We start from the raw sequence: 22,247 nt of genomic DNA, 5'->3' as shown, positions 1-22,247 counted from the left end.
GGCTGCGACCGCACTGCTCAAGGCACTGCGTTTGATTGTCGTCACTCCCTACACCCTTTTTCGTCACTCTGTTCGTCGGTTGATCTGACGCGTGTCGAAACTCCTACTGATTCTGATCGCTGCCACGCTCTCGCCCTTGTGGGTTGAGGGTGCGAGAGGGGCATCTGTGGAGACGCTCCAGGTTCGACAAGCGTCCCGCGATTCCATTCTCAGGAGGGACCTTTCCGAGCTTCCAGTCTCGGTGCGCATCGGACTCACCGCGACGGCTGAAGAACCTCATGTGCGGTTGGGTATGACCCGTCTCCCCGTCAGCGACGGCGGCGTCGGTTCACGGCAGCGCCCGTGGGTGTTCGGTGCTCGATGGCCGGGCGGGACTCTGGCTTCTGCGTCGCTTTCGTCCGAAGTGGTCCGTTGGGTAGCAGCAGGCCGCCGGACTGGGGAGCTCGGAGTCGATGCGTTCTTACCGCCGCGGCCCATCAGCCCGCGCGAAGCTGCGTTCGCGAATCCGCAGGCACAGGGTGGCTCACCGCGCTTCCGGACGGAGTATGCCGACTTGGCGTTGAACGTCACGAGTCGGATGGAACTCGGGGGGGATTGGACCCGGTTCCAGCCATGCGACAATCAGTTCAAGGTCAGTTGTAATCCCAACCTCATACCTCAACTTACGCCGGACGCGCGGTTCGGCGTGCAGATGGATGGCACGATCGCCGACCGGGTTCGAGTCGATGTCGATTTCGACCAGAGCCGCGAATTCGACGCTGCCAACCGTATCAACATCTTCTACGAAGGCGGGGAAGATGACATACTCCGCCGGTTAGAAGTGGGTGACGTGACGTTCAACCTGCCCCGGTCGCGCTTTCTCACCGAAGGTATCCCGGCCGGGAATTTCGGTTTCCAGGCGGACGGGCAGCTCGGCCCCATGGAGTTCCAGGCAGTCTGGGCACAGCAACGCGGAGACCTGAATTCGCGTGTCTTCCAGCTGACGGGTCTGGGTGATCAGCGTGCGTTCGTGCAGGAAGACACACTCGTCTTGGACGACGCGGACTACGTTCGTGGACAGTTCTTCTTCCTCATCGACCCCGAAGACATCGAGGACTATCCGCACGTCGACGTTCTCTCGCTCGACCCGTCCCACGCGCCGGTTGGTGTATCCCCAGGAACTGAGCCGATTCAGCTGTACCGCTTCGAGGACGATCCGGCCTTCCAACAGCAGGTGGAAGGCTTCATCCAGGCGGATGTGACGGCGGAGCGAGATGGCGTCACTACCACGGAATCCGGTTGGTTCAGGTACCTGCAGCCCGGCCTCGACTATTTCGTACACCCGAGCGGGCTGTGGCTGGCGCTTCGTGCGCCCCTCTCACGCGACGAAATGCTGGGTGTCACCTATATCACGGCGGTCGGCGACACCGTGGGGGACTACAATCCTGAGCGGATTCACAACGCCGGTGGACGGCCACAGTTACGGTTGCTCAAGGCATCGGGCGCCAATCACCAGCCGGGGCAACCGACGTGGGACCAGGAAATGCACCAGGTCTATCGGGTGTCCGGCTCGCCAGACGTCGAGCCAGGATCGGTCGACCTCACGATCTCGCTCGGCGAGCCGTCGGCGGGGCGGACGTTTAAGCGTGGGCCCACCGGGGAGGACTTGACGTTCCTACGGCTGCTCGGACTGGATGAAGAGGCTCCAGCCGATGACCTCGACGAGTCCTTCGTGTATTCCCCTGGCGACGAGTTCTTCGACGCTCAGCCGACGGTGCAGGGGACCTTTGTCATTTTTCCCACACTCCGCCCATTCGCCGAGCCGCCTCCGCTGCCCTCCTTGGGACTCACCGAGCTTGAGACTGCACAGGTGCTCGCGGATGACGCGAACGACCGGATCTACGTGGAGGACGATCCCTTCGAGCGCGACAACGGTGGGCGATTCAGGTTGACACTAGCCTATCGATTGCGCAGCCAAGGCGTCATTTCGTCGTTCTCCTTGGGTGCCTTTGGCATTCGAGACGGAAGCGAGCGGATCTTCTTGGGGGAGCGCCTCCTGAGTTCGGGAGTCGACTATCAAATCGACTACGACGTGGGTCAGGTCACGCTCTTGGAGGCGGAACAGCTCTTCGCGTCCAACCCCAACGCCTCGGTGCGGGCGACTTGGGAGCAGCGTTCCTTGTTTCAGGTCTCACCTACGCAAGTCTTTGGCATGCGCAGTCATGTCGACTTGTTTGGCCGCGGCGGGATCGATGTTCTCGGCTTGTATCGGTCGGAGCGTTCGGTGGTGACTCGACCCGTTCTGGGCACCGAGCCTGGCGCCACGCTCTTGGGAGGTGTCAGCGGGTCGTATCAGGCCCCGGTCGAGTGGTTCGATCGTGTCTTGGACGGGCTTCCAGGGCTTCGCTTCGATGGGGAGACATCCCTTTCCATTGCCGGGGAGTTCGCGGTTTCTCTGCCCAACCCGAATACGTCCGACCGCGCCTTCTTGGATGACTTTGATGCCGCGTCTCAACTTCCGGTTTCACTGCTTTCCTCCAGTTGGGTCACAGGAAGTGCCCCGACGTCGCGTGTCGGGGCGCAGTCTGTACTTCCCCCCGCCCTGAACGGTTCGACATCCGTTCCTCTGGCTTGGCAACATTCTTGGGTGGTCGAGTCCGTGCTCGGGGACAGCGTAGGTGTCCATGAGGGCTTCTTCCCCCGCATGGATATCGACCGGCAGATCCGCGTCGCCGGTTCGGAGATTCGAGAACCAGGGATGATCCTCTCCTTCGGGCAGGGTCTCGTCGAGGGTCCGTCGTGGAGGTCGATGACGACGTCGCTGTCTCGAAACGGCCTCGACATGACGAAGACCGAGTTCATCGAATTCTATGCTTCCGGTGCGGATGAACTCACGCTCGTGCTCGACCTTGGGACCGTTAGCGAAGATGCCTTCTTTGTGGACTCGCTTGGGCAAACCAGCGGTACACGCATGGACGATGGGGAAGCATGGGGGTTGGGCATCCTCGACCAGGAAGCGGATCCGCGAAAAGGTGAGATCTGGAGTGATGAGGCCGACCGGCGGGGTGTTTGGGGCGAGAGCTGCGAGGGCCAGCGTGCTCAGATCTATCGAATCGGGGATCCACGCTCGAACTGCACACGGGGTAACGGGCGACAGGACAGCGAAGACCTGGATCAGGACGGCAACCCCGACTTTCAGGAACGCCACCTCCGCTACGTCGTGCGTTTGGATGGCTCCTCACCGTTTCTCGCTCGAACCAGGCAAGAGACGGGTACCGACTTCCAGCTCTACCGCATCCCATTGCGGGGTGCCGGTTCGGTCGAGGTCGGCGGCGCGTTCAGCGAATCCGACATGCGTGCCGTCCGTCACATGCGTTTCACACTGGCCGGCGCTCGGAATCAGCGTCTCCAGATCGCCCGAATGCGACTCGTGGGGTCGCGCTGGATCAAGCGATCCGGAGAAGGTGTTTTGGACGGAATCGTCGGAGACACGCTGTCTGGATTCGGCCGCATGGAGGTCTCGACGGTTTCGCGTGTGACAGAGGGCGAGTCCTACGCGTCGCCTCCTGGAGTTCTAGAGGAACTGGTAGACCCCACGATCGCGATCTCAGGGCAGGGCATCGAGTTCAACGAGAAGTCGCTCGGCATCACGTTCGAAGATGTCGCGCCGGGCGCTCGTGCGGAGGTCTACCATCGCTTCCCTCAGCGACCCCGCAATTTTCTGGCGTACCGAGAGGCGCGCATGTGGGTCGTGCCGCGAGACGGTGATTTCGGACCTGATCGTCCGCACTATTTCTATCTCAAGGTTGGGAGCGACGAAGAGAATTTCTATTTGTTCCGAACTCCGCTCCAGCCGCCTTCGAACCCGGCCGGGGTGACTCCGGGTGATTGGTTGCCTGAAGTCCATATTGACTTCGGTGAGTGGTTCGATCTTCGGCAGCGAGCGGAAGAGTCGCTCCTACTCAGCCCGCCTGGCCCAGGCGATCCGCCGATCACCGTTTGGGCATCGGACTCCACCTACGCGGTGGTGCTGCGCGACCGCGGACGCGCACCCAATCTCGCAGCGGTCCGAGAAATTTCCCTCGGGATTTGGAATGAAGGCTTTGCCTCCATATCTGGAGAGGTGTGGGTCGACGAACTCAGGCTGGGACGATCGGTTCGTGATGCGGGACTGGCGACCTCGTTCGACGTGGAACTGGATGGGGGAGGGGTGCTGTCGTCGCGTCTGAGCGTGACGAGTCGTGGGGCCTTCTTCCGGCAGCTCCGGGATGAGCCGACGTACCAGAATGACCGAAATGTCAATCTGAGTTCAGAACTCGCCTTGGACCGGTGGATGCCGTCGGGGTGGGGCGTCGACATGCCGGTGACATTGGACCATGACCGGTCGTCACAGGCGCCGCGTTTCTTGGCGAATTCCGATGTCCGCGCCGACCAACTCCGAGACCTTCGTGCCACCGAGTCTCGCCAGACTCGTGTCGGGGTGTCCTTCAGAAAACGGACGGAATCCCCCAACCCATGGGTGGGGCTTCTCATGGATGGACTCGGAGCTCGACTGTCGTATGCGTCGACGGCAGGCTCCTCGGTGACCACCGAATACGACACCGACGGCGTAGAGGCTGGCTTGTCCTGGGCGCATGAACCAGAGAGGAGGGAGGTCTCCATCATCCCAGATTTCGCAGAGGGCACCGTTCGCACCCTTCTCCCCGGTTTCCTGGAGGACAAGATTCTTGGGTCGCGTCTCAGGCTCACACCGGAGAGGGTATCTGTTGGAACCAGCTATTCGCGACTCGACAATCGGATTCTCCGGTTCGACCGAATCATCTCCCATCCGGATGACTCGCTCGCGTTGGTGACCCGGGCTCCCAGAGAGGCCTTCCAGACCGCGGCTGACGCGCGCTTTCGTCCGCTGAGTCCGCTTACGGCGGACCTCACATTCTTGTCCATTCGCGACATTCTCCCTGCCCAGGAGGCTGTTTCCGATGTGGGAGTTCAGGCGTTGATCGATGCCCAGAGATTCCACGCAGCTGGCCTTGATTGGGGGTGGGAGACGAACCGCTCCCTCATCTCCCGGGTCGGATTCCGACCATCGATCATCTCATGGGTCACCAACGACTTCAGTTGGACCACACAGTACCGGTCCGCGCGGAACACGAACTTCGTGGAGAGACGAGTCGAGGAAACGGATACGACGCTAAGCCTCACACGGAATGCCAGCGGACAAAGGGACTGGAGAGCCTCAATCGCGGTCAGTCCCGCTCGATTGGCGGAGGCGTGGTTGGGTCCAGCTCTTGATACAGAGACTGCGGGGGTGGCGCAGCTGAGGTCCGCACTCGGAGCGGTGCGTCCAATCAATGTCACCTACGCTGACGGGATCGTGTCTCGTTTTAGTCGCGATCCTGTGAACCCCGGCGCGGGGTATCAGTTCGGCCTGGGCTCGATAGACGACTTCCGCGTCATCGCGGGCGACACAGCAGCGACGCTGACGGATCGCTCCACGTGGACGGCGTCTTCGGGAGCGACGCTGCCTGGTGGCTTGAATGTCACTGCCGCGTACAACCGGACGGATGCGGTAACTCTAGATACCCGCAGCGACCGACAGATACAGCAACGACGGTGGCCTGATGTCCGGGCTCAATTACCCCCGCTGAACATGCCGGAGATGACAGGGATGCGCAGCGTGACCCTGTCCTCGGGCTACGTTCGTACAGAACGGTCCACGGATTTCGGTGGCCTTGGTCTTCAACGGCGTTTCGAGGAGGCTGTCGACATACCCATCAGCATCTCGATCTCCTGGCTTGGGACGCTGGTCACCGGATATCAGGCGCAGCTCAGGGAAGGGCGGGGCACTGATCCCACGGGTGACACCGAGCGAGACGAGACGAGTCATCGCATCACGGTGAGTTCCCAATTTGTGCCTCCGTGGGGATTGGCGGGTCACCTCGATCGTCCGATTCGGCTCTCGCTGTTGGGGCTTTACCGCTCCGAGCGCGACTGTCGCTCCACGACCGGTCGTTTGGAATGTGTCCCGTTCGTGGACCAGATCAGTAAGACTGTAAATCTGTCTATGGACACGAGTATCGGCGGGTTCGCAGTTGGTGTCCAAATGAGTTTTGACGACCGTCAATCGTTCGTGGGCCAGCGGACCGGTTCGACCCAATTCCAATTGATGCTCTTCGGTGAGCTGCAGTTCTCCGCCGGGGTGCTTCCCATCCGATAGCCGTCGGCCCATCCAGGCATGGAATTCAGCGGCTTGAGTAACGACTCTGTCGGATGGATTCTGAAACGCGTGCCCTTCGTAGGACTGCCCTTTTCCTCCTGACGGTTAGTGTCTTTCGTTGGGTTGCGGCTCGACCCACAAGCGAGCCTCTGGTCTCTGAGCCCGCTCGGATCGACCAACTCATCGACTCGAGCCGGGCCTCGTTGGGAGAGGAGCGGGCTCGGAGCCGGGGGTTCGAGGAAGGTGAGTGGCTCGACCCCAATCTGGCGTCTGAGATCGAACTCGATCGATTGCCCGGGGTCGGGGCGGGCACTGCTGCTGAAATCGTCGCCGAGCGGGAGCGTGACGGCCCCTTCTTAAGTGTGGAAGATCTCGTCCGAGTTTCTGGAGTGGGCCAAGGGACCCTCGCGAAGGTTCGCCCTTTTGTGAGACTCGCTGACCGAGGGGGCGGCCGCCTGCGGAATTCACGCAGTATGCGTCTCCCGGTGTCCTCTGTGGTGCAGAAGATCGATCTGAATCGCGCGGATTCGGCGGCGCTCACCAGCCTTCCAGGAATTGGGCCCGCGTTGGCGTCGCGAATCTTGGCTGAACGGCGGAAACACCGGTTCCGGTCGGTCGAAGCTCTGGTCCGCGTCCGGGGCGTCGGTCCTTCCACCGTTTCGCGTCTCAAGGGGCTGGTACGAGTCGGACGGTCGCCGTGACATCACAAAGGGTCCCGGGTGGTTCGTCTCGCTTGTCTTTTCTTGATTTCGGAGGACTTTCATCCCTTGTAGGGAGGCGGTATCGAGCCGTATTGTGTACGCTGGTAGGTGCGACTTCAGTCGATCCTCGGTCCCCCGCAGCAGGAACTGATTGCCAATGGCAGCAAAGGGCGCTCAAGAGATCCGTCTTGGCGACTTGTTCGTCCGTGAAGGACTGATCACTGAAGAACAGCTGAGAGAGAGCCTGGCAGTAGCGAAGACCGAGGGCCACCGCATCGGGTACGCATTAGTGCATCTCGGGTTTGTTCAGGAAGAAGAACTGACTCGGATGCTCTCCAAGCAGTACCGCGTCCCGGCCGTGGACCTCGACAAGGTCACGGTTGACGAGAAGATCCTGAAGCTCATCCCGGGCGATGTGGCTCTGAAGCACATGGTGCTTCCGCTCCGGCGCGTGGGCCGGATGCTTACGGTGGCGATGGCGAACCCCACCGACTTCTCGGCCATCGATGACTTGAAGTTCATCACGAAGCTCGAAATCGAGCCGGTCATCGTAGGAGAGTACACGCTCAAGAAGCACCTTGAGGAGTACTTCGGGAAATCAGATGACGAGGAGATGGCCAACCTGCTCGACACCTGGGGTGATGAGGACGTCGAGATCATCGAGGAAGAGGAGGGCGACGAGGCGTACAATGCCCTCGCGGCGGAAATCGACTCTGCCCCGGTCGTAAAGTTCATCAACGGCCTTTTGACCGACGCGGTTCTGAAGGGCGTATCCGATATTCACATTGAGCCGTTCGAGTCAGAGATCCGAATCCGGTACCGGGTTGATGGTTCCTTGATGGAGGTCATGAAGCCTCCCTACAAGATGAAGGCGGCTCTGACATCACGTGTGAAGATTCTCGCGGATCTCAACATCGCTGAGCGGCGGGTGCCTCAGGACGGGCGCATCAAGCTGAAGATGAAGAACAAGGTGGTCGACTTCCGCGTCTCGGTCTTGCCCGTGATTTTCGGTGAGAAGATCGTTCTCCGTATTCTCGATAAGGGGAACCTGACCTTCGATCTGACCACCTTCGGCTTCGAAAAAAAGGCTGAGGAAGACTTCCTGTGGGCGATTGGCCGGCCGTACGGCATGGTCCTCGTGACCGGCCCTACGGGTTCCGGCAAGACGACCACGCTGTACTCGGCGATGTCACAGATCAACACGATCGACACGAACATCATGACCGCTGAGGATCCGGTCGAGTTCAACCTCTACGGGATCAATCAGGTGTTGGTGCGTGACCAGGTCGGCATGACGTTTGCCGCGGCGCTCAAGGCGTTCCTGCGGCAAGATCCGAACATCATCATGCTGGGTGAGATTCGTGACCTGGAGACGGGCGGCATCGCAATTAAGGCCGCCCTGACGGGTCACTTGGTGTTGTCGACGCTTCACACGAACGACACGCCGTCCACCATAACGCGGCTCATTGATATGGGTCTTGAACCCTTCAACGTTGCGTCCGCGCTGAACCTCCTGACGGCTCAGCGACTCGCTCGGAGAATCTGCAAGAGCTGTAGGGTCGAGGTCACGTACGACGACGACTACTTCGAGTCGGCCAAGGTCCCGTTGGATTGGGCGAAGAAGCAGACCTTCATGAGAGGTGAGGGCTGCAAGGAGTGCGGCGGCATTGGATACAAGGGCCGCTGTGGCTTCTACGAGGTCATGATCATGTCCTCGCCTCTTCGGAAGGCCATCATGAAGGAGATGGGGACGGACGACATCCGGCTGCTCGCGCAGTCAGAGGGCATGCTGACGCTTCGTGAAGACGGCATGAAGAAGGTCGAAAGGGGCGTCACCACAATGGAAGAGTTGATCAAAGAAACCACCGCTTCGGATGACTAGACTCCGGTGCTTCACAGACTAGAAAGGACCGCTGAATGAACCAGCCGGCCGCTCCGGAGGGACAGCAGCCACAACAGCAAGAACTCAGTCTTCGAGTCTTGCTTCAAGAGATGATTCAGCGCGGTGCGTCCGATCTGCACATCACGGTCGGGGACCCGGTCATGATTCGGGTCGATGGAGATCTGACCAAGTCCAAGAGCCGTCAGGTTCTGACCCCTAAGGACACGCTGTCGCTCTCGTACTCGATTCTGACCGAAAATCAGAAGAAGAAGTTCGAAGTCGAGGGTGATCTCGACTTCTCATTCGGCGTCCAGAACCTCTCGCGGTTCCGGGGGAACGTGTACAAGCAGCGCGGCTGCGTGGCGATGGCCATCCGGCAAATCCCTTACGAGATCGTGACGCTGGACAAGCTCGGGATGCCGCCGGTGGTGAGTCAACTCGCCGAACGTCCGCGTGGGCTGGTATTGGTCACGGGAGCGACGGGGAGTGGTAAGTCGACGACGCTCGCTGCGATGCTCGACAAGGTGAACAAGGAGCGAAGGGGTCACATCATCACCATCGAGGACCCGATCGAGTTCGTCCATCATCACAAGAACTGCATGGTTAACCAGCGGGAAATTGGGGCTGACACAGAGAGCTTCACCTCTGCGCTCAAGTACGCGCTTCGGCAGGACCCGGATGTCGTGCTCATCGGTGAGATGCGGGACCTAGAGACGATCTCGGCGGCGCTGACGATTGCGGAGACTGGCCACCTGGTCCTTGCCACGCTTCACACGAATTCCGCGGCCGAGTCCATCAACCGCATCGTGGACGCTTTTCCGGCGCACCAACAGTCTCAGGTCCGAACGCAGCTATCTTTTGTACTGGAGGGAGTCGTCACGCAGACGCTGCTGCACAAGGCGAAGGGGAAGGGTCGGGTGTGCGCAAGCGAGGTTATGATCTGCACGCCTGCCATCCGAGCGCTGATCCGGGACGACAAGGTCCACCAGGTCTACTCGCTCATGCAGGCGGGAAAGAAACATGGCATGCAAACGATGAACGATTCGCTGCAGGTGCTCTATATGCAGGGCGAGGTCACTCTGGACGAAGCGCTTAAACGCTCCGGTGAGCCTAACGAATTCATGCGAGCCGTTGGTGAGTCGCCTTCGGGCGGATAACGAGCCCAAGGGGAGGTACAGCTAGGTGCCGACATTTGCTTACAGCGCACGCCCAGCATCGGGTGGGGATATGCAGTCCGGGGAAATTAGTCTCCCGACCAAGGACGCCGTCTTAGCGCATCTGCATAAGCAGAAGATGATCCCGGTTTCCGTTCGCGAGAAATCAAAAGAGTTCAACATCACGTTCGGGACGGGGATCACGACCCGGGACATCGTCATCTTCACGCGCCAGTTCGCGACGATGATCAACGCCGGTCTTCCGCTCGTCCAGAGTTTGGACATTCTTGCCGAACAGACCGAAAACCCAGCCATGCGAAAGACGATTGGTGAGGTTCTTTACAACGTTGAGTCGGGTCAGACCCTCGCGGACGCGATGGGTCAACACCCGAAGGTGTTCACCGAACTGTTTGTGAACATGGTGATGGCTGGTGAGGCCGGTGGTATTCTGGACACCATTCTGCTGCGCCTCGCGACGTTCCTCGAGAAGAACGATGCGCTAGTTCGGAAGATCAAAGGAGCCATGATCTACCCTGCCGTGATCTTCTCGGTCGCCGGTGGCGCGATCGTGATTCTGCTCATCTTCGTGATCCCCACCTTCCAGGCGATGTTCGAGTCGGCTGGAATCCCGCTCCCGCTCCCGACGCGTGTCGTGATCGGAATGTCGGCGTTCCTGCAGGCCTATTGGTGGGCGTGTTTGGCGGGAGTCATTGGGGGAACCATCGGCATCCGTCAGTTCTATCAGACGGACGCCGGAAACTTGTTCATCGATCGACTCCTGCTCGCCGCGCCGGTATTGGGGGATCTCCAGCGCAAGGCGGCAGTGTCACGCTTCACGCGTACGCTGGGGACGCTGGTTTCGTCCGGTGTGTCGATTCTGGAGGGGCTTGAAATTACCGCGAAGACCGCGGGTAACCGAGTCATTCACGACGCTGTTATGGGTTCGCGAGCGTCTATCGCTGGTGGTGAGACCATAGCCGGGCCACTGAAGGAATCAGGCGTGTTCCCGCCAATGGTGGTGCAGATGATCAACGTCGGCGAGCAGACCGGTGGTCTGGACGAGATGCTCAGCCGAGTCGCTGATTTCTATGATGATGAAGTAGACACGGCGGTCGAGGCGCTGTTGGCTGCGTTGGAGCCGATCATGATCGTTGTGTTGGGTGTCGTCGTTGGTGGCATGATTGTCGCCATGTACCTGCCTATCTTCGACATGATCAACGCTGTGCAGTAGACGCTTTCGCATCACACCGAAATCGGAGACCCTCCATGCGGCCGCTCGGCCTCGTGGAGGGTCTTTTCGTTCGAGGCCTGGAGGTGCCGCATCTTCATACATCTTCCTCTCCCTCGCGTCGATACCACGTGGAGGGTCTCCGATGTCGGAGTGCCCTGACGTGTGGGCACGGTCCGGGAAGGAATCCACTCAGCGCCAGGGCACCAGTCGCCCTTGAGGTCACGTTGACTTTCGTGACTGAGGCAAGATCTGAGCTCCGGCATTGGGGCGCACACCCGCCGCCCCGCAGGAAAGGCACGAAAGCTCTGGGCCGCGAAGCCCAACCCTGCGACGACGAGTGCGGCCCAGATCGCCGGGTGTGCTCATATCGGCCGCAGTTCCTTTTTGACTTCTGGCAGCCGAGCGGTGTTGATGGCCACGACCATGTTTCCTTCGTCGTCTTTATGCCCTTCCCGAAGGCGGGCGAGAGGAGCTCGTTCACGGCCTTCTGATCCTTGTCGGGTTCTTGGGTGAAATCCCAAATCGTACCCGGTCGGGTGAAGTGATCGCCGCCGTTCGTCTGGAAGCTCTGCTGGAGCTCTTTGAGAATCTTTTTTTCGGAGACATCGGTGCACTCTTGAATCGATAGGGTTTGTTTCTCGATCGATGGACAGCACTGCGATGAAAAGGGTTGTGAAGTTCCCCGGCCCCTAGACGCCGATGAAGACCCGTGCGACCCTACGGCGCTGCTGGATTCCTCCGGAGTAACCCGTGTCCGAAAGCCTTGTCACAGCCCTGATCTTGCTCCTCGTTGGCTTCGTTGGCGGGACGATCAATACCATCGCGGGGGGCGGCTCTCTCCTGATGTTGCCGGTCCTGATTTTCTTGGGGCTGCCGCCAACTGTAGCGAATGGGACCAACCGGGTCGCGATCCTGATTCAGAACATGGGTGCGGCCAGCAGCTTTCACCGGAGGGACTTGATTCCGGTCCATTGGCTGAAGTTCGCGATTCTTCCGGCCCTTCTCGGGGCTGGCCTCGGCACCTTTGGAGCTGTCCGGGCTGGGGACTTGGCGTTTCAACGGGTGTTGGTTGTTGTGATGGTGCTCGCCGCGGCGGCGACGTTCTGGCGGCCAGAGTTGCCGGGACCGGATCATGACGCACCCGTCCCGACAGGCCGACGCGCCTGGGTGTTCCGCATCATCTTCTTCGGCGTTGGCGCGTATGGCGGCTTCATCCAGGCCGGTCTTGGCTTCGTGACTCTGGCTGTGACATCCGCCGTGGGTCTAGACCTGATCAAGGGCAACGCGTTCAAGGTGGCGTTGGTACTCAGCTTCACCCCACTGGCGCTCGCGGTTTTTGCGATGAGTGGTCAAGTGAACTGGGTAATGGGCTTCAGTCTGGCCGGCGGCACGTTTCTAGGCGGCCTGCTGGGTGTGCACTTGCAGGTACTCACGGGCCAGAAATGGGTGCGGGCCATCGTGACCGTGATGATCGTCCTCTTTGCGGTCCGCTTGCTCTTTTTCGAGTGACCGGGAAGCACAAAGGGGGGAGCGCCGCAAGCGACCCTCCCCCCCCCGAGTTTCCTCCGCTGCGTGACCTAGTAGCGGTAGTACTCAGGCTTGTACGGCCCATCCTTCGGCACGTTGATGTACGCCGCCTGCTCGTCCGAGAGCACGGTCAGGTCGATGGCGAGCTTCTCGAGGTGGAGCCGGGCCACCTTCTCGTCTAGGTGCTTCGGCAGCACATAGACCTTGTTGGCGTATTCGCCGGTGTTGCGGGCCAACTCAATCTGAGCAATGACCTGGTTGGTGAAGCTGGCGGACATCACGAAGCTCGGATGTCCGGTAGCGCAGCCCAGGTTCATGAGGCGCCCTTCTGCCAGGATCAGCACGGAGTGCCCGTCCTTGAACGTCCACTCGTGGTACTGTGGCTTGATCTCTGTCTTCTCGATGCCATCGACCTTGGCGAGGCCCGCCATGTCGATCTCGTTGTCGAAGTGGCCGATGTTCGCGACGATCGCCTTGTCCTTCATTCGGCCCATGTGAGCCGCCGTGATGATGTCTTTGTTTCCGGTGGCAGTGATGAAGACGTCCATCCTCCCGACGCAGTCTTCCAGTCTTTCTACGGAATATCCCTCCATGCTGGCCTGGAGCGCACAGATCGGGTCGATCTCAGCGATAGAGACTCGGGCACCCTGACCCTTCAGCGCCTGAGCGCAGCCTTTACCCACATCGCCGTAGCCTAAGACGAGCGCCGTCTTTCCGGCGAGCATCACGTCCGTGGCTCGGTTGAGGCCGTCCACGACCGAGTGCCGGCAACCGTAGAGGTTGTCGAACTTCGACTTGGTGACCGAGTCGTTGACGTTGATTGCCGGGAAGAGGAGTGATCCGGCGGCTTCCATCTCGTACAAGCGGTGCACGCCGGTCGTGGTCTCCTCAGACACGCCCTTCAGGTCAGCGACGATCCGCGCCCACTTTCCGGGGTCTTCTGTGAGCGTTTTGCGAAGTAGGTCGAGAATTACGCCCCACTCCTCTGGCTCTGTCTTTGGGTCGAAGGTCGGGACGTTTTCTGCCGTCGCGTACTCGACACCTTTGTGCATGACGAGCGTCGCATCACCGCCGTCGTCGACGAGCAGATCCGGACCCGATCCGTCGGGCCACATGAGCATTTGGTCCGTGCACCACCAGTACTCCTCGAGCGTCTCATCTTTCCAGGCGAAGACAGCAGCGCCCTTGGGCTCCTCTGGTGTGCCGTCACGGCCCACCGCGACCGCGGCTGCTGCGTGGTCCTGAGTAGAGAAGATGTTGCACGAGACCCAGCGTACGTCGGCGCCCAAGTCCATGAGCGTTTCGATGAGTACCGCAGTCTGCACAGTCATGTGCAACGAGCCCGCTACCTTAAGACCCGCGAGCGGCTGCTCGGGGCCGTACTCGGCCCGCGCGGACATCAGGCCGGGCATCTCCTGTTCGGCCAGGCGGATTTCATTCCGGCCCCACTCTGCGAGAGACAGGTCCGCCACCTTGAACGGGGGCCGGTCCGTGTCGATTCCTTTTTCTGGTGCTACTGCGGTATCGCTCATGACATCCTTTATGGGCAGGTTCGTTGAGTGGGTCAGTTTGAGTGTCGGCGTCAGCTGTTGCGCGCCGAGGCTAGGAAAAGCGGAGGGCCGGAAGCGCTGAGCTCCGGCCGTAATGACGTGACGTTGATTCCGGAGAAGCCGGATCGCTCGAGCCAGCTTCGGAGGTCATCTGTAGCGAAACCGGGCCAGACATGACCCATGTCTTCCAGATAGCCGACTCCCCTTTGGTGTTCGCGCATATCGAGGATGATCACGGAACCCCCTGGCTTCAAAGCTCGGGCCACCTCGTGCAGGACGGCGACCGGATCCACGACGTAGTGAAGAACCAGAGCGAGGATGGCGACATCGAGTTCGGCATCTTCAATAGGAAGGCCTTCGAGTTCGCCGAGCCTGAGATCCACTGAGCCAAGCGATTCTGTGCGGACCTTCGCGGCCTCGAGCATCTCCCCCGACCGGTCTACCCCGATCACCTTCTGGACGAAGGGGGCGATCGTTTCGGCCAAGGCTCCTGTACCGGTACCGAGGTCGCCTACGGTCCACTCGGCACGAAGTAGACCGAGCAGCGGAGCTGCGGCGGCTGACGACCCGAAAAGGTCAGCACGCACTTCATCCCAGCGCTCGGCCACCTCCGCGAAGAAGGCGGCGGATTGGCGGCCCCGTTCATCCAAGACCGCCCCCGCCCGATCGGCATCCGTGTTGAACGGAGTCGTACCCGTGACCTCGTCGCGGACGATCTGCCACAGGCCGAGCGCAGCGGGTTCGAGCTCGGCGGCCAATCGGTAATGTCTGCTACGCCCCGCTGCACGGGCCTCGATCCACCCCTCCGACGTCAAAGTCTTCAGGTGCCGACTGATGTTGGGCTGAGCGATCTGTAAGACTGAGCACAGCTCGGACACCGTCATCTCGCTTCGTTCAAGCAGTGCGAGAATCCGTGTCCGGGTTTCATCTCCGAGCGCGCTCAGGCGCTCTAGGATCGGTGTGGTGGCAGTCGTATTCATATATGCAGATTGAAACATACATCAGACTGCCCGGCGATCAACCCCGCTGAGCCGCCCCGGGAGAAAGAGGCAAAAGTCCTTGGCGAGGTCCTCAAGGACCGTTAAGGTACGCCCTTCGCGACCCCCCGCGCCCATCTAGACCGGAGGAAGGGAGTGGCTCACCACCATGACCACGCGCCGCACGACGACATCGTTTACCCGGCAACAATCCCGTTCCTATTGGTCCATCTGGCGACCTTGGGAGCGATTTGGACGGGTGTGCCCGCCAAGGCGGTTTGGGTCGCGGTAGCGCTGTATGTCGTTCGTATGTGGGCGATCACGGCGGGGTACCATCGGTACTTCAGCCATCGCTCCTACAAGACGAGCAGGGTCTTTCAGTTCCTGATGGCCTGGATCGGACAATCATCCGCTCAGCGGGGCGTGATTTGGTGGGCTGCCGTGCATCGGCACCACCATCTCCACTCGGACACGCTGGATGACGTGCATTCTCCGCGGCATCACGGATTCCTGTACGCGCACATGGGTTGGATTTTTAACCCGAAGAACGAGAAGCCAGACTATGGGACTGTGCGTGACCTGACCCAGTACCCCGAGCTCGTGCTGCTGGATCGCTTCACGTACACGCCTGCGATCGTCCTAGGAACTGCCCTGTTCTTGTGGGGTGGCTGGCCGATGCTTGTGGTGGGGTTCTTCTGGAGCACGGTCGCACTGTACCATTGCACGTTCTTCATCAACTCGCTGGCCCACGAAATGGGCTCGCAACGGTACCTGACCGGTGATGATTCCCGCAACAATTTCTTCCTGGCGATCATCACGCTGGGTGAGGGTTGGCACAACAACCACCACCACTACCAGAGTTCCACGAGGCAGGGCTTCCAGTGGTGGGAAGTCGATATCTCCTTCTATGTGCTCAAGGTCATGTCCTGGTTCCGCGTCGTTTGGGATCTAAGAGCACCGCCCGAGGCAATTGTCCGGGGTGAGAAGCCGGTGGGTCGTAAGGTCGTCGAGAAGGTCGCTGCCGAACTGGCCGGGGCGTTCAATGTCGAGATCTACGCGGCGCGGGTTAAGGAGTCGTGGGCCGAGTCCCATACTCTGGACGACCTTGCCGAACGTGCGAAGCGCACTCGTGAACAGTTGGAAGAGCGGCTGACCGAAATGTCGATGCCGCTTCTCCCTACGGTGCCGGAACTGCGTGAGAAAGCTGAGGAGATGTTCCAGGAGTCTCCCTCTCTCGACGAGATCGTGAATCGCGCTCATGAGCTGTTGGCTGCGGCAGTGGCTGCGCACGTTTGTTCGACGGCCGCCGCGGGCACGTAAGAGCCTCGTCCAAGAGACGTTTATTTCGCCGATGGCGGCGTAGCTTGCCTCGACTCTAGGGTCGGGGCATTCTTCGTCTCTTCACCCCCCGAAATATTGAGACTTCTGGTCTCCACCTGCTCAACAGGGACGCCCCTATGGACTGGCTTCAGCCGGTAGTCGACATCCTCAATCGCTTCTTACAGCCGGTTGTGGACTTCGCCAACGAGTACATCATCGAAGTCGGTCCATCGTTCGGTGGGGAGCGGGTGCCGTTGATGGTCATCCTTCTGCTCGGGACCGGACTGTACCTCACGTTCCGAACCGGCTTCGTCCAGTTTAGTCGTCTGGGGCATGGCTTCGGTGTGACCACCGGGAAGTACGACGACCCGGACGACCCGGGTGACGTCTCGCACTTCGAGGCCCTCACTACCGCACTGTCTGCGACAGTCGGTATTGGGAACATTGCCGGCGTGGCGATGGCGATTCACTGGGGCGGACCAGGCGCCTTGTTTTGGATGTGGGTCACCGCAATTCTGGGGATGGCGACCAAGTACTCTGAGGTCACGCTTGCTCAGAAGTACCGCACGACCGATGAGCTTGGTGGGGTCGCCGGTGGACCGATGTACTACATCGAAAAGGGTCTCGGGCCGCGGTGGAGGCCTATGGCCATCTTCTTTGCCGTGATGCTGGGTTTCACTGCCTTCTTCACCGGCAACGCCGTACAGGCCAATACGGTGGCGGATCAGATGAACTCCGCGTTCGGGATGCCCTTCTGGCTCACGGGTGGCATCACGGCGATGATCGTCGGGGCGGTCATTCTGGGCGGCATCGGCAGAATCGGAAAAGTGACGTCTATTCTCGCGCCCTTCATGGCGGCGATTTACGTCGCGGGCGCAGTGTTGATCATCGTTCTGAACCTCGGGGCGCTGCCCGGCGCGTTCACGACGATCTTCGCCGAGGCGTTCAACCCGAGCGCGGGTGTTGCGGGCATCGGCGCGGGTGTCTTCGTGATCACCCTTATGTGGGGTGTTCGTCGAGGCTTGTTCTCAAACGAAGCGGGGCAGGGCTCCGCTCCGATCGCCCATGCAGCCGCGAAGACGGACGAGCCTGTCTCAGAGGGTGTCGTCGCGCTCCTCGAACCGTTCATCGACACGATCGTCATCTGCTCGCTCACGGGCCTCGTGATCATCATGACCGGTACGTATGAGCAGCGTTTCCCAACAGAACTGACGTTGGGCGGTGGTGATATCACGTATACCGCTGAGGTCGAGTCAGGGCGGTACGCGGGAGTGGATGCTCCGTCTGAGATTCAGATTGCGAATGGTCAGCACACGCAGACGGGCCTGGATGCGCCCCTCGTGTCGTGGCACGAAGCGGGCGTCGATCCGCTCTACACTGACGCCGACCAGACGCAGCTGTTTACGGGGACTGTGTACCCGGACCGCGGAGAGGCCGTTGGCTCGAATGGGACGACCTACACATCCCTATACGGTGGTGCTGTGGAAAACGCCGCGCCGCTGACTGCGGCCGCCTTCCGACAGGGCTTGGCTCCGATCGGTGACTGGGGCCACATGATTGTTGTGTTGGGCGTGCTTCTCTTCGGAATCTCTACCGCGATCTCGTGGAGTTACTACGGAGACCGTTGCGCGCATTACCTGCTCGGTCAGAGAGCTGTGCTCCCGTACAAGTTCGTCTTTGTGGGAGCTCACTTCGTGGGTGCTGTGCTCCCACTTGCTGTCGTGTGGGCGCTCGGTGATGTGGCTCTTGCCATCGTAATCTGGCCGAACCTGATCGCCCTGCTGCTGCTCGCGCCGATCGTAGTCGCGGAGACCAAGAGCTACTTCGAGCGGAAGCCCTACGAGGCCATGCTTGCGAAAAACCAATCGCGGAATCTTGGCGACTAACTTGTAGTCAGCTGCGAGGGCTTAGCCTCGCACAGCGGATATGAAGGCTGCGGCCCGGACCGGATCGATTCCGGATCCGGGCCGTCCTTCATTCATGACCGCCGATCCCACGATGGCTCCGTCGGCTAACGCGAGTAGGCCGGGGCCGTTCTCGACGTTCATTCCGCTCCCGATCAACAACGGCACATCAGGTGCGGTGGCCCGAACGGTCTGGACGTCTTTGAGCTCCGTTTCCAATCCGGTGCCGCGGCCCGAGACAATCAGAGCATCGGCGAGGCCGCGATGGAACGTATCGTTGGCCGCGTCGTCGAGCGTTGCGTCAGTGGGTGGCGTGGCGTGTTTCACGAAGACGTCCGCAAGTACGGCTACGTCCATGCCGAGTTCTCGTCGTGCGCGCATCGTCTCGTGAGCGCGCCCTTCGATCAGACCCTGGTCGGTCCACATCGACCCCGTGTGCACGTTGACACGAATGAAACGCGCCTCGGTGGCAACGGCGATGCCTAGAGCCGCGCGTGCATCATTCCGCAGCACGTTCACGCCGACTGGGGCACTGGAGCAGGAGGCGACGCGTGACACGGCTGAGGTGAGCGCAGCGATCGTCTCCGGGGGCACCACATCCGGGAAGAAGGGCACGTCGCCGAAGTTCTCCACGATCACACCGTCGAAACCAGCTTTGGCGAGAGCGTTCGCATCTGCTTCAGCTCGATCGAGGACTCGGTGCATTGATCCGCCCCAGCGCGGGGACCCTGGGAGTGGCAGCAGGTGGACCATCCCAATCAAGGGATGCCCCGACGGCCAAACTGAAGACAATCCTGGCATGTGAGTTTCGGCAGTCACTTCGATTTCTCTCCGTCCGGTGGATTCTTGCTCTTCTTCCTATCCCAGCCTTCCACAAGGAGGCCAGGCATCACGGCTTCGCTGCCGAATCGGTTGCGCAGTTCGTCCACAGTACGGGAGACGGTGCGTTCTCGTTCGGTCTCCCCCGCCACCGGTTCCGCGAAGAGACCGAGTTGCGGGGCATCATCGGATCCGGTCAAGCCACTGAGCCCGACTCCAACTAGGCGTACGGGGACTCGGCGGTCGGTACGAAGGTCCCAGAGGAGGGCCTTGGCGACATCGTAGATCGCGGCATCGGACTCGATGGGCTCGGGCACCGTCCGGCTGTGTTGGCGCGTCTTGAAGTCGAAGTCGCGTAGCTTGATCGTGATGGTGCGTGCTCTCGACGACTTGCCGCGTAAGGTCCGGCCGACGGACCCGGTGAGCTTCAGCAGGCGGCGCTCGAGCTCATCGTCGTCGTCGATGTCATCGAAAAAGGTGCGCTCCGACGAGATCGACTTCCTTCGCTCATGAGGGTCCACCTCGCTCGAATCGATGCCCCGAATACGCTGATACAGCCACATGCCGCGCCGTTCACCAAGCCAGCGCTGTAACCACTCCGTTTGGACGTTCCACGCGTCGTCCACCCGCGTGAGTCCCTTCTTCGCGAGGGTCTCGACCAAAGCTGGCCCGATCCCCGGAATGTCTGCGAGGTCGAGTTGGCGGAGAAAGGACTCCTCTGCTCCCGGAAGTACGACGTGGACGCCAGCCGGTTTTGCGTAGCTAGTCGCGAGCTTCGCGATGACCCGACGCGTGCCAGCCCCAATGGAGACCGAGATCTCTGAGCGCTCCAACACTTCCTGCCGGATTCTCCAAGCCGTCGCTTCCAGCGTTTCTCCAGCGAAGAGTCGTTCTGTCCCCGAAAGGTCGAGATAGAATTCATCTACCGAGGCAGGTTGCACCACGGGCGAGAGGTCTTCGAGGGCCTCGCGCACTACCAGACTTCGGGCACTGATCGCTCCGCGGGGAACGCTTGCCACCTTGGCTTGAGGGCACAGGCGCAGCGCATGTGCGGTCGGCATCGCGGAGCGCACTCCGAACGCTCGGGCGGCGTAGGACGCTGAAGTGACAACGCCTCGGCCGGTTGCGGAGCCCCCGACGATGAGGCAATCCGCGCGGCCTGCCCCTTCCGGGTCTTCTAGGCGCGCGACCTGAACGAAGAACGCGTCACAGTCGACGAGGAGGATGCGCCTTGAGGTTGAGGATTCCTGCACCAATGGACCCGATTTCCAACGGTTTGCTGAGGGGAACCGACCGGGGTACAATCTCCTGCGAAACAACGACAATGCCAAGGAGCCTACTTACATGGCCTATCCGTTCGATCTTCCCGAGTTGGGTTATGCGCACAATGCGCTCGAGCCCAACATCGATGCCCGTACCATGGAGATCCACCATGGCAAACATCACGCCGGTTATACCGCAAAGCTAAATGCCGCGATCGAGGGGCACGCGGACTTACATGGCAAGTCTGCCGATGATCTGCTTTCCGATCTCGACGCGCTTCCAGAGGGGATTCGGGGCGCGGTTCGTAACAACGGCGGTGGATATGTGAACCATGCGCTCTTCTGGGATGTCATGACGCCCGGTGGGGCCTCAGCGCCGTCGGATGACCTCGCGGCCGCGATTGATTCGGCTTTTGGTTCACTCGACGACTTCAAGTCCAAGTTCCAGGCGGCAGCAGGTGCGCAGTTCGGATCCGGCTGGGGGTGGCTGTGCGTGGATGGCCAAGGCGGCTTGCAGTGCTTTGCGACCGCGAATCAGGACAGCCCCGTTATGCAGGGGATGACGCCGATCCTCGGTGTAGACGTCTGGGAGCACGCGTACTATTTGAATTACCAGAACCGGCGCCCTGATTACCTGACGTCCTTCTGGAATGTGGTTAACTGGGACGTGGTTGGCGCCCGATACTCAGCAGCAAAGGGCTGATCAACGCCGATACTGCCACGATTGGAAGCGGGTGGGCGATCCTATGGATCGCCCACCTCTCCCGTCGTTCGCCACCGAGGGAGGAAGTTCCAGCTTCGTCGCGTGGGTCATAAGTAGGAGAAGCAAACTTGTGCGCTGTGAAACATATGTTTACATATGATCCTTACGGCCGTTGTAGGTCGGATGGTGGGTAGAGGTTTCTCTCGTAGGACGGTGATGAAGAGAGTCGATCTATCGGATTCGATGGGACTGCGTGGAATCGGCTGCCTTTTGGCGGCGGTGATTCTTGCGGGCAGTGTCGCGTCTCCAGCTTTCGCGCAGAGTCTCCGGGGATCGGCCGCATCGCTCGACCGCCAGAACTCGGTCGCGAGGCAACACGACTACACCTTTATCGACACGGGTGACCGCATTGAGTACTTCGCGTCGAAGGGCTGGCTCGTGCGGATCCGCCCGAACCGCAACTTCCAACTCCATGCCGTATCGTTCCCGTTTGCTCGGCCCGAGGTCTCGCTCTTTGTAGAGCGGCTGTCACAGCAATACCGAGCGGCCTGTGGAGAACAGCTCGTGGTGACGAGCCTGACTCGGCCCACGACACGCCAGCCGCGCAACGCTTCGGAGCGATCGGTCCACCCGACTGGTATGGCCATTGATCTCCGCTACAGCCGGAACCGGAACTGTCGTAATTGGCTGGAAGGTGTTCTTGGGTCTCTTGAGGGAAGCGGAGTGCTCGAGGCGACTCGAGAGCGCTATCCCGCGCATTATCACGTTGCCATCTTCCCCCAGCAGTATGCTTCTTACGTCGGCGGCATCATGACTCGTTCTGCCGATCGCATCGCTCAGGTCGACTACACAGTGCGGTCCGGCGACTCACTTTGGACGATTGCGCGTCGACATGGAACGACTGTGGACGATCTGAGGCGGACGAATGGTCTCCGAGGTAGCCGTATTTACGCCGGGCAGGTCCTCGAACTTCCCGAGTCTCGCTGACCTGCTCTTAGCTGCGACCGTGGATCGCGGGTCA

The 22,247-nt window shown here is 60.6% G+C and carries 14 protein-coding genes; 10 read left to right on the top strand and 4 right to left on the bottom strand.

The annotated features are described in order from the left end of the window. Nucleotides 1-91 precede the first annotated feature (91 nt). The 6 genes from P8L30_12690 (at nucleotide 92) to P8L30_12665 (ending at nucleotide 12,673) form a co-directional block, all read left to right on the top strand. Nucleotides 92-6,196, top strand: coding sequence for a hypothetical protein (locus P8L30_12690; protein MDG2241052.1), 6,105 nt, complete (start codon nucleotides 92-94; stop codon nucleotides 6,194-6,196). Between the two features lie 53 nt (nucleotides 6,197-6,249). Next, on the top strand, nucleotides 6,250-6,897 hold the full coding sequence (locus P8L30_12685) for a ComEA family DNA-binding protein (protein MDG2241051.1): 648 nt from the start codon (nucleotides 6,250-6,252) through the stop codon (nucleotides 6,895-6,897). Between the two features lie 157 nt (nucleotides 6,898-7,054). Further along, nucleotides 7,055-8,779 carry a type IV-A pilus assembly ATPase PilB gene (pilB, locus tag P8L30_12680; protein ID MDG2241050.1) on the top strand — a complete coding sequence of 575 codons (1,725 nt, stop codon included), beginning with the start codon at nucleotides 7,055-7,057 and terminating at the stop codon, nucleotides 8,777-8,779. Nucleotides 8,780-8,814: 35 nt separating this feature from the next. After that, complete coding sequence (locus tag P8L30_12675; protein ID MDG2241049.1) at nucleotides 8,815-9,936, top strand: type IV pilus twitching motility protein PilT; 1,122 nt, start codon at nucleotides 8,815-8,817, stop codon at nucleotides 9,934-9,936. A gap of 25 nt (nucleotides 9,937-9,961) precedes the next feature. Further along, complete coding sequence (locus tag P8L30_12670) at nucleotides 9,962-11,164, top strand: type II secretion system F family protein (protein ID MDG2241048.1); 1,203 nt, start codon at nucleotides 9,962-9,964, stop codon at nucleotides 11,162-11,164. Nucleotides 11,165-11,914: 750 nt separating this feature from the next. Next, a complete protein-coding gene (locus tag P8L30_12665; GenBank protein ID MDG2241047.1) occupies nucleotides 11,915-12,673 on the top strand; it encodes a sulfite exporter TauE/SafE family protein in 759 nt (252 codons plus the stop codon). 68 nt (nucleotides 12,674-12,741) lie between these two features. Here P8L30_12665 and ahcY read toward each other — a convergent pair whose 3' ends face one another. Further along, entirely contained in the window at nucleotides 12,742-14,223 is a 1,482-nt protein-coding gene (gene ahcY / locus P8L30_12660) for an adenosylhomocysteinase (GenBank protein ID MDG2241046.1), read from the bottom strand. 50 nt (nucleotides 14,224-14,273) lie between these two features. Beyond that, complete coding sequence (locus P8L30_12655) at nucleotides 14,274-15,221, bottom strand: metalloregulator ArsR/SmtB family transcription factor (GenBank protein ID MDG2241045.1); 948 nt, start codon at nucleotides 15,219-15,221, stop codon at nucleotides 14,274-14,276. Between the two features lie 153 nt (nucleotides 15,222-15,374). Here P8L30_12655 and P8L30_12650 point away from each other — a divergent pair, with 153 nt between their 5' ends. Beyond that, on the top strand, nucleotides 15,375-16,538 hold the full coding sequence (locus P8L30_12650; GenBank protein MDG2241044.1) for an acyl-CoA desaturase: 1,164 nt from the start codon (nucleotides 15,375-15,377) through the stop codon (nucleotides 16,536-16,538). Nucleotides 16,539-16,675: 137 nt separating this feature from the next. Next, nucleotides 16,676-18,424: a sodium:alanine symporter family protein gene (locus P8L30_12645; GenBank protein MDG2241043.1), complete on the top strand. Its 1,749-nt coding sequence runs from the start codon at nucleotides 16,676-16,678 to the stop codon at nucleotides 18,422-18,424. A gap of 21 nt (nucleotides 18,425-18,445) precedes the next feature. Here the strand turns inward: P8L30_12645 and P8L30_12640 are convergent, their stop codons facing one another. Next, nucleotides 18,446-19,261, bottom strand: a complete 816-nt coding sequence (locus tag P8L30_12640; GenBank protein ID MDG2241042.1) for a BtpA/SgcQ family protein — start codon at nucleotides 19,259-19,261, stop codon at nucleotides 18,446-18,448. Further along, nucleotides 19,258-20,514 (bottom strand): DNA polymerase IV, encoded by a 1,257-nt coding sequence (locus P8L30_12635; GenBank protein MDG2241041.1) that lies wholly within the window; start codon nucleotides 20,512-20,514, stop codon nucleotides 19,258-19,260. Before P8L30_12635 ends, P8L30_12640 begins: the two co-directional genes overlap by 4 nt. 91 nt (nucleotides 20,515-20,605) lie before the next feature. Between P8L30_12635 and P8L30_12630 the strand changes: the two genes are divergently transcribed. Next, nucleotides 20,606-21,226, top strand: coding sequence for a superoxide dismutase (locus P8L30_12630; protein ID MDG2241040.1), 621 nt, complete (start codon nucleotides 20,606-20,608; stop codon nucleotides 21,224-21,226). A 216-nt stretch (nucleotides 21,227-21,442) separates the two neighbouring features. Further along, entirely contained in the window at nucleotides 21,443-22,213 is a 771-nt protein-coding gene (locus P8L30_12625) for a DUF5715 family protein (protein ID MDG2241039.1), read from the top strand. Nucleotides 22,214-22,247 lie beyond the last annotated feature (34 nt).

Source organism: Longimicrobiales bacterium, assembly GCA_029245345.1.
Lineage (GTDB): Bacteria > Gemmatimonadota > Gemmatimonadetes > Longimicrobiales > Gaopeijiaceae > CALFPJ01.
Note: the sequence above shows the minus strand (reverse complement) of the source record. Positions and strands in the feature narration are given on the sequence as shown.

Bases quoted from the DNA above. Each gene is read 5' to 3' on its own strand.
- P8L30_12685 (MDG2241051.1), top strand. From the start codon at position 6,250: ATGGATTCTGAAACGCGTGCCCTTCGTAGGACTGCCCTTTTCCTCCTG.
- pilB (MDG2241050.1), top strand. From the start codon at position 7,055: ATGGCAGCAAAGGGCGCTCAAGAGATCCGTCTTGGCGACTTGTTCGTC.
- P8L30_12675 (MDG2241049.1), top strand. From the start codon at position 8,815: ATGAACCAGCCGGCCGCTCCGGAGGGACAGCAGCCACAACAGCAAGAA.
- ahcY (MDG2241046.1), bottom strand. From the start codon at position 14,223: ATGAGCGATACCGCAGTAGCACCAGAAAAAGGAATCGACACGGACCGG.
- P8L30_12655 (MDG2241045.1), bottom strand. From the start codon at position 15,221: ATGAATACGACTGCCACCACACCGATCCTAGAGCGCCTGAGCGCGCTC.
- P8L30_12645 (MDG2241043.1), top strand. From the start codon at position 16,676: ATGGACTGGCTTCAGCCGGTAGTCGACATCCTCAATCGCTTCTTACAG.
- P8L30_12630 (MDG2241040.1), top strand. From the start codon at position 20,606: ATGGCCTATCCGTTCGATCTTCCCGAGTTGGGTTATGCGCACAATGCG.
- P8L30_12625 (MDG2241039.1), top strand. From the start codon at position 21,443: ATGAAGAGAGTCGATCTATCGGATTCGATGGGACTGCGTGGAATCGGC.